This is a genomic window from Isoptericola sp. NPDC055063 (assembly GCF_053608125.1).
This window is the reverse complement of sequence record NZ_JBSGUW010000001.1, coordinates 321,840-329,246: the sequence shown is the minus strand read 5'-3', so window position 1 is coordinate 329,246 and position 7,407 is coordinate 321,840. Positions and strand designations below refer to the sequence as shown.

Below are 7,407 nucleotides of genomic sequence, written 5' to 3'. Positions count from 1 at the left end.
GTAGGGGGGGGGGGGGGGGGGGGGGGGGGGGGGGGGGGGGGGGGGAGGGAGGGGGGGGGGGGGGGGGGGGGGGAAGGGGGGGGGGGGGGGGGGGGGGGGGGGGGGGGGGGGGGGTTTTCTTTGGTCCCCCCCACGACCAGACGCACCCCATCCAGGAGCAGATGCCGTCATGACCACCACCCCCCTGCGGATCGCCGTGCTCAGCGCATGGCACGTGCACGCCGAGGAGTACGGGCGCGCCGCGATCGACCACCACGACACGGAGCTCGTCGCGGTCTGGGACGACGACGCCGAGCGCGGCCGTGACCTCGCCGAGCGGCTCGGCGTCGAGGCCACGACCGACCTCGACGCCCTGCTGGCGCGCGACGACCTCGACGGCGTGACCGTCACCGCCGCCACCAGCGACCACGTCGAGGTGATCGGCAAGGCCCTGGCGGCGGGCAAGCACGTCTTCACCGAGAAGCTGCTCGCCCCGACCGTCGAGGGCTGCGACGCCCTCATCGCCGCCGCCCGGGCCGCCGACGTCCGGCTGGTCGTCTCCCTGCCGCGGCTCACGCACGGCTACACGCTGGCCCTGCGCGAGATCCTCGACGCCGGCACCCTCGGCCGGATCACGTACTCGCGGGTCCGCCTGGCCCACGACGGCTCCACCGCCGACTGGCTGCCGACCCGTTTCTACGACCGCTCCGAGGCGCTGGGCGGCGCCTTCGTCGACCTGGGCGCGCACCCCGTCTACCTCACCCAGCTGATCCTGGGCGACGAGGTCGTCTCGGTGCGCCCCACCTGGACGGACCAGACCGGGCGCGGCGTCGAGGACAACGCGTCGGTCACCGTCGCCACGCCCGACGGCGCGATCGGCGTCATCGAGACGGGCTTCGTCACCCCGGCGAGCCCGTTCACGATCGAGGTGCACGGCACCGACGGCTCCCTGCTGCACGGCTTCGAGACCGACGACGACGGCGCGGCCGTGATGCGCCTGACCACCCGCGAGGGCTCGTCCCGCGTGGACCTGCCCGCCCACCAGCCGATCCTCTTCGCGCAGTGGGCGGACGCGATCCGCTCCGGAGCGGACCTCGAGGACAACCTCGCGCGGGCCCGGTCGCTGACCGCGCTCGTCGAGGCCGCGAGCGCCGTCGCGCTCACCGCAGCGCAGGCCTGACCGACGGCTGCCCCACCGGAGAACCCGCCCCACCGGAGAACTGGACCCACCATGACCGTGACCCCTCCCGTCCGCATCGGCCTGATCGGCGCCGGCGGCATCGCCGGCGCCCACCTCGCGGGGTACGCCACCATCCCCGACCGCGTGACGGTCACCGCGATCGCCGACGCGGTGCCCGAGACCCTCGCCCGTCGCGCCGAGGAGACCGGCGCCCGCGCGTACGCCGACTTCACCGAGCTCGTGAACGACCCGGAGGTCGACGCCGTCGACATCTGCCTGCCGCACCACCTGCACCGGGCGGCGATCGTGGCCGCGGCCAAGGCGGGCAAGCACATCCTCTGCGAGAAGCCGCTGTGCCTGACCGCCGAGGAGGCAGCCGAGGTGCGCGCGGCGGTCGAGGCGGCCGGCGTGACCTTGATGTGCGCGCACAACCAGCTGTTCATGCCCGCCGTCGCCCGGGCCAAGGAGGTCATCGACTCCGGCGTGCTGGGCGACGTCTACGAGGTGCGCACCACCGACTCGTTCTTCAACGACTTCGACCCCGACACCATGGGATGGCGCGCCCACGCCGCGACGAGCGGCGGCGGCGAGTTCATCGACACGGGATACCACCCGACGTACCTGCTGATGCACCTGTCTGGCGGGCGGCCCGTGCAGGCCTTCGCCATGATGTCGACCCATCGCCTGACGTTCATGGAGGGCGAGGACTCCGCCCAGGTGCTCGTGCGCTTCGACAACGGCAGCGTCGGCCAGCTGGTCACCTCGTGGGCCTACGACGCCGCGCCGGGCACCGACCGGTTCAGCGTCGTCGGCTCGAAGGGGTCGCTCAGCTCGGACGGAACGACCCTGCGCGTGAAGGTGCGCGGCGAGGACGAGCAGGTCTACGAGCACGAGGCCGTGAACACCTTCGCCGCGGAGATCGTCGACTTCGTCGACTGCCTCGAGACCGGCCGCCGTCCGCTGAACACGGAGGCCGAGGGGATCGCCGTGCTCGGCATCATCCTCGCGGCCTACGAGAGCGCGCGCACCGGGCAGGCGGTCGACGTCGCCGGCGTGTGACGCGACGACGCGCCGACCGGAGTCGCCGGTCGCCGTCGCCGCGAGCACGGCGGGGCCCGCGGGGACCGACACCGGTCGCCGCGGGCCCTGTGCGTCGTGGGGTCAGAACCCTCCGAAGTCGCCGCCGCCGAAGTCGCCGCCCCCGAAGTCACCGCCGCCGAAGTCCCCGAAGCCGCCCATGTCGCCGCCGGTGTCCCCGCCGTAGCCGGGGTCCGCACCGGCGGCGTCGGTGTACCCGGCGTCACCGCCCGCGTCGGCGCCCGCGTCACCGCCGCCGTCGCCACCGCCCGCGTCGCCGGCGAAGTCCTGCGACGGGTCGCCGAAGGCGGGGCCGAACATCGCGTTGGCCACGGCCGAGCCGATGACGACGCCGGCGACGGTGCCGAGCAGGCTGGAGCCCATCATCGACCCGAAGCTCGGGCCGCGGGCGCCGTACCCGCCCTGCCCGCGGAACGACTGCTCCAGCGTCCCAGGGTTGCGCAGCTCGGCGCGGGTGGCCATGCGGGCGAGGGACTGCGGGTCGTCGGAGGCCGCGCGCTCGGCCGGCGGCAGGCCGGACCCGAGGTCCTGGAGCACGCGCTGCCGCTGCTCCGGCGTCAGGCGGGCGAACGCCTCGGCGTGCGCCTGCTCGACGGCGTCCGGCGGCGCCGTGCGCAGCAGGTAGCGATACCGCTCGACGGCCACCTCGTCGGGGTCGCGGTGCGCCGCAGGCACGCGGTCGCCGGGCCGCCCGGCGGGCTGCTGGTCCGGGTGCGGGGCGTACCCGTGCTTGCCGGGCGACTCGCCGGCGCGGGAGGCGCCGTAGTCGGGCCGCCCGGGCACGCCGTGGTACGAGCGCTCGTCGTGGGTTCTGCCGAGAAGTCGGTCGAGGAGTCCCATACGGGGTGAACGCCTGCCGTGCGGGCGCCGTTCCCGCCGCGGCGAGGATTCTCCCGCCGTCGTGCGATGCGCCCATGCCTGGGCGCATGCCCGCGGACGCCGGGCCCGGGAACGGCGACGGCCCGCACCCCGACGAGCGGGGTGCGGGCCGTGCGACTCACGCGGCCGGCGTCAGCCGGCCGGGCGGTGAGATCAGAGCGGGCGGACGTTCTCCGCCTGCGGGCCCTTCGGGCCCTGCGTCACGTCGAACTCGACGCGCTGCTCCTCGTCCAGGGAACGGTAGCCCTGGGACTGGATCGCGGAGAAGTGGACGAACACGTCGGCCGAGCCGTCCTCGGGGGCGATGAAGCCGTAGCCCTTCTCGCTGTTGAACCACTTCACGGTTCCGGTGGCCATGCTTACTCCTTCAAGAGGTGTCGACGACCTCGACCGTCGAGATCGCGCATCACGGTGAATCGTCGTCAACTCTTGAGACCAAGGTCCGCCGGGCGAGAGCGTCAGTCCTGACGACGCGACCGCCGTGGCGCGGACGGAGACCGTCCGGATCGAGCGAGGCACTGCAACGGGCACAACGGTACGCGAGCACGAGCACGGGCACCAGTGTTCACGCACAGGTGGTCCACAGGGTGGGCGCACCGGTGGACGGGGCCGATAGAAAGGAGTCATGACCACCTCTTCCGTCCCCTCCCTGTCCCTGCCCGGTGGCGTCCGGATCCCGCAGCTCGGCCTCGGCGTCTTCCAGGTGCCCGACGACGGCACCCAGGCCAACGTCGAGCAGGCCCTCGAGCTCGGCTACCGGCACGTGGACACCGCCGCGGCCTACTACAACGAGGCCGGCGTCGGCGCCGCGCTCCGCGCGTCCGGTCTGCCGCGCGAGGACCTGTTCGTCACCACCAAGCTCCGCAACGGGGACCAGGGGTACGAGCGGGCGCTGCGCGCGTTCGAGGACTCCCGTCGGGCCCTCGGCGTCGACCAGGTGGACCTCTACCTGATCCACTGGCCGGTGCCGAGCGCCGATCTTTACGTGGAGACGTGGCGCGCGTTCGAGAAGCTCCTCGCCGACGGCGCCGTGCGTGCCATCGGCGTCTCGAACTTCCTGGTGGAGCACCTGGACCGGCTGGTCGCCGAGACGGACGTCGTGCCCGCTGTGAACCAGATCGAGGTGCATCCCACGTTCCAGCAGGCGGCGCTGCAGCAGCACTGCCGGGACCTCGGCATCGCCGTCGAGGCGTACTCCCCGCTCGGCCGCGGCGCCGACCTCGACGCGCCCGCGGTCGTCGCGGCGGCCACGGAGCTGGGGGTCACGCCGGCGCAGGTCGTGCTGCGCTGGGCCGTGCAGCAGGGCCGCGTCGTCATCCCCAAGTCGCTGTCCGTGGCGCGCCAGGCCACCAACCTGGACGTCTTCTCCTTCGAGCTCTCGCCCGCGCAGGTCGCGTCGATCGACGCGCTGGAGGCGGGCGTGGCGGGGCGTACGGGCGCGGACCCGGCCACCGCGGCGTTCACGCAGATGCGCGACTGACGCTCGGCCTGGAGGCAGGACGACCCGCGCGACGGCGGCCGTCCCGGTGGGTGCACCGGGGCGGCCGCCGCCACCGTTCCCGGCGCCGTTCGCCGGGGCTAGTGTGACGCAGATAACAGGTTTGTCACGATCCGCAGGGAGTGACCCGCGCGACACGTCGCGGACATACATTCTCGCTACGTTCAGCGGCACTGAATGCGGTGTTGAGCCCGCGAACGTCCCACCTCCAAAAGGGGATACAGCATGATCCGACGAACCACGGTCGCCAGGGGCCTCGCCCTCGCGGCAGTTCTCAGCCTGGGCCTCACGGCGTGCGGCTCCTCCGACGGCGGAGGGGACGAAGGCGGCTCCTCCGACCCGCTGAAGATCGGCACGATCCTCCCGGTCACCGGCACCCTCGCGTTCCTCGGCCCGCCGGAGATCGCCGGCGTCGGCCTCGCCATCGAGGACATCAACAAGGCCGGGGGCGTCCTCGGCAACGACGTGAAGGTCGAGTGGGGCGACTCGGGCGACAGCACCGACCTCTCGGTGGCCAAGAGCACCGCCACCGACCTGATCAGCAAGGGCGTGTCCGTCGCGATCGGCGCGGCGTCCTCCGCCGTCACCCTCGGCGTCGTCGACCAGTTCGAAGAGGCCGGGGTCATGGAGATCTCGCCGGCCAACACGGCCCAGGACCTCTCCGGCTACGGCGACTTCTTCGCCCGCACCGCCCCGCCGGACACCGTCCAGGGCGCGGCCCACGGCTCGCTCATCCTCGACGACGGCCACTGCAAGGTCGGCTTCCTCGTGCAGAACGAGGCGTACGGCACGGGCCTGCGCGACGTCATCGAGGAGACGCTCAAGAAGGACGGCTGCGAGGCGGTCTACGGCGGCAAGGGCGCCGGCAACGAGTTCGCCCCGGGCGAGACCAACTTCGGCGCCCAGGTGACCGACCTCCTCGCCCAGAAGCCCGACGCCATCTCGATCGTCGCGTTCGAGGAGACCGTCGCCATCGTCAACGAGCTCGTCGCGCAGGGCTGGGACTTCAAGGGCAACACGTACTTCGTGGACGGCAACCTCTCCAACTACGGCGACAAGTTCGACAAGGGCACCCTCGAGGGCGTCCAGGGCACGCTGCCCGGCGCGCAGGCGGACGACGCCTTCCGCGAGCAGCTCAAGACCTGGTACAGCGCCAACGAGAAGGGCGAGCTCGAGGACTTCTCGTACTCGGCCGAGTCGTACGACGCCACCGTCCTCGCCGCCCTCGCGGCCGTGAAGGGCAAGGGCACCGACGGCGAGACCATCTCGAAGAACATCCGCGCGGTCTCCGGTGCCAACGGCGGCACGGAGGTGAAGACGTTCGCCGACGGCGTCAAGGCGCTCGAGGCGGGCGAGGACATCAACTACGTCGGCAAGTCCGGTATCGGGCCGCTCAACGAGTCGAACGACCCGACGTCCGCCTTCATCGGCATCTACAAGTACGGCGCCGACAACACCTACACCTTCCAGAAGCAGATCGAGGGCAAGATCGAGGAGTGATCCTCGCTCGTTGACCTCGGTCACCCACGACGGTCCGGCCGCTCCCCGCGAGCGTCCGGGCCGTCGTCGTACGCCGCGGCCGGGGCTACGGGGCGGCAGCGCAGTCCGTGCAGCGGACGTCGGCGGGCGGGTCGTCTCCGACGAGCTCGGCGATCCAGTCGACCAGGCGGACGCCGTCGACGCGGGTGGAGTAGAACGCGTCGAGCTCGAAGATCCCGTGTCCCGCCCCCGGCGCGGTGTAGCTGTGCACGGGCACGCCGGCGGCCTCGATCCGTGCCTCGTTCGCGTCGATCTGCGCGAGGAGGTCGGGCGGGTCGCCGGGGATCCAGCGGGCCACCTCGGACGACGCGTGGGGGTCGTACGCGTAGTCGAAGCGGCCCAGCACGAGGTCGGGGTCGTGGTGGCCCGCCTGCACCCAGAAGGCGGGGGGACCCCACGCGCGGGCGGCGAGCCCGTCGACCGCCCACTGCGGCGCGGCGTCGAAGGCACCCCAGCGCGCGTCCAGCACGCTCTCGTCGAGGCCGGGGTGGTCGGGCCAGGCGCCGGACTGCGCGCCGAGGACGGTCACCCGGGCATCGGGCAGCAGGTCGGCGACCATCCCGCCGTAGAGCGGCGCGGCCACCGACCCCGCGGTCTTGCCGATGACGACGACGTCCGTGGCGTCGGGGTACGTCGCGGCGAGGTGGTCGAGCGCGGCGCGGCCGTTGACGGCGCCCCGGTGCTCCACGGAGAGGCCGCCCCCGTAGTCGCCGGTCGTGTCGCCCAGGTGCGCGTCGCCGGTGCAGGAGCTGACGTAGACGAAGGACCAGTCGCGGAACGGGTTGTCCTTGCGGGTGACGTCGAACATCCCGCTGCGGTTCTCCGGCTCCGTGCCCCGGACGCTCCAGTCGTAGACGTCGCTCTCGCCGTGCTCGCCCGTGAGCGCGCAGGTCGCGGCGTCCCAGCACACCCCGCCGCCGTTGAGGAAGAGGACGACCCGCTTCGTGTCCGCCCGGCGTTGCCAGAACTGGAACGGGCTGCCGTCGGCGCAGCGGCACCCGGCGGGCGCGGCGACCGTGTCCCACTCCAGCCCGGGTGCGGGGGTGCAGGCGCCGAGCGCGGCCGCGAGCGCGACGGCGAGGACCGGGACGCCGGCGGCTCGCCGACGCCGGGAGCGACGGGTGAGGCGGGTGAGACGGGTCGGAGTCATGCGTCCAGGCTGGGCGGCGCCGGCCCCGCGGCGCACCCGTCCGTGGTCGGGTCTCGAACCCCGACCTGCGACGGGTGTCCGGCG

General features: G+C 73.1%; 7 protein-coding genes. 4 read left to right on the top strand and 3 right to left on the bottom strand.

Features of this window, described 5'->3' with window-relative positions; all coding sequences use genetic code 11:
- Nucleotides 1-169 precede the first annotated feature (169 nt).
- On the top strand, nucleotides 170-1,159 hold the full coding sequence (locus tag ACWF41_RS01460) for a Gfo/Idh/MocA family protein (protein WP_380326991.1): 990 nt from the start codon (nucleotides 170-172) through the stop codon (nucleotides 1,157-1,159).
- 51 nt (nucleotides 1,160-1,210) lie between these two features.
- Nucleotides 1,211-2,218 (top strand): Gfo/Idh/MocA family protein, encoded by a 1,008-nt coding sequence (locus tag ACWF41_RS01455; RefSeq protein ID WP_380326988.1) that lies wholly within the window; start codon nucleotides 1,211-1,213, stop codon nucleotides 2,216-2,218.
- 102 nt (nucleotides 2,219-2,320) lie between these two features.
- Here the strand turns inward: ACWF41_RS01455 and ACWF41_RS01450 are convergent, their stop codons facing one another.
- Together ACWF41_RS01450 and cspE are read right to left on the bottom strand one after the other, a co-directional pair.
- A complete protein-coding gene (locus ACWF41_RS01450; protein ID WP_380326985.1) occupies nucleotides 2,321-3,097 on the bottom strand; it encodes a hypothetical protein in 777 nt (258 codons plus the stop codon).
- A 192-nt stretch (nucleotides 3,098-3,289) separates the two neighbouring features.
- Nucleotides 3,290-3,493 carry a transcription antiterminator/RNA stability regulator CspE gene (cspE, locus tag ACWF41_RS01445; protein ID WP_079576569.1) on the bottom strand — a complete coding sequence of 68 codons (204 nt, stop codon included), beginning with the start codon at nucleotides 3,491-3,493 and terminating at the stop codon, nucleotides 3,290-3,292.
- Between the two features lie 268 nt (nucleotides 3,494-3,761).
- Here cspE and ACWF41_RS01440 point away from each other — a divergent pair, with 268 nt between their 5' ends.
- Nucleotides 3,762-4,616, top strand: a complete 855-nt coding sequence (locus ACWF41_RS01440; RefSeq protein WP_380327168.1) for an aldo/keto reductase — start codon at nucleotides 3,762-3,764, stop codon at nucleotides 4,614-4,616.
- A 243-nt stretch (nucleotides 4,617-4,859) separates the two neighbouring features.
- Complete coding sequence (locus tag ACWF41_RS01435; RefSeq protein ID WP_380326740.1) at nucleotides 4,860-6,134, top strand: ABC transporter substrate-binding protein; 1,275 nt, start codon at nucleotides 4,860-4,862, stop codon at nucleotides 6,132-6,134.
- A gap of 85 nt (nucleotides 6,135-6,219) precedes the next feature.
- On the opposite strand, the gene ACWF41_RS01430 is transcribed toward ACWF41_RS01435, so the two are convergent.
- The gene (locus ACWF41_RS01430; RefSeq protein ID WP_380326743.1) at nucleotides 6,220-7,323 is read right to left on the bottom strand and encodes a pectin acetylesterase-family hydrolase; all 1,104 of its coding nucleotides are present in this window, start codon (nucleotides 7,321-7,323) and stop codon (nucleotides 6,220-6,222) included.
- Between the last annotated feature and the right edge of the window lie 84 nt (nucleotides 7,324-7,407).

What these genes read in the sequence shown, in the direction of transcription:
- ACWF41_RS01450 (WP_380326985.1), bottom strand. Translation starts at nt 3,097, where the DNA reads ATGGGACTCCTCGACCGACTTCTCGGCAGAACCCACGACGAGCGCTCG.
- ACWF41_RS01455 (WP_380326988.1), top strand. Translation starts at nt 1,211, where the DNA reads ATGACCGTGACCCCTCCCGTCCGCATCGGCCTGATCGGCGCCGGCGGC.
- ACWF41_RS01440 (WP_380327168.1), top strand. Translation starts at nt 3,762, where the DNA reads ATGACCACCTCTTCCGTCCCCTCCCTGTCCCTGCCCGGTGGCGTCCGG.
- ACWF41_RS01435 (WP_380326740.1), top strand. Translation starts at nt 4,860, where the DNA reads ATGATCCGACGAACCACGGTCGCCAGGGGCCTCGCCCTCGCGGCAGTT.
- ACWF41_RS01430 (WP_380326743.1), bottom strand. Translation starts at nt 7,323, where the DNA reads ATGACTCCGACCCGTCTCACCCGCCTCACCCGTCGCTCCCGGCGTCGG.
- cspE (WP_079576569.1), bottom strand. Translation starts at nt 3,493, where the DNA reads ATGGCCACCGGAACCGTGAAGTGGTTCAACAGCGAGAAGGGCTACGGC.
- ACWF41_RS01460 (WP_380326991.1), top strand. Translation starts at nt 170, where the DNA reads ATGACCACCACCCCCCTGCGGATCGCCGTGCTCAGCGCATGGCACGTG.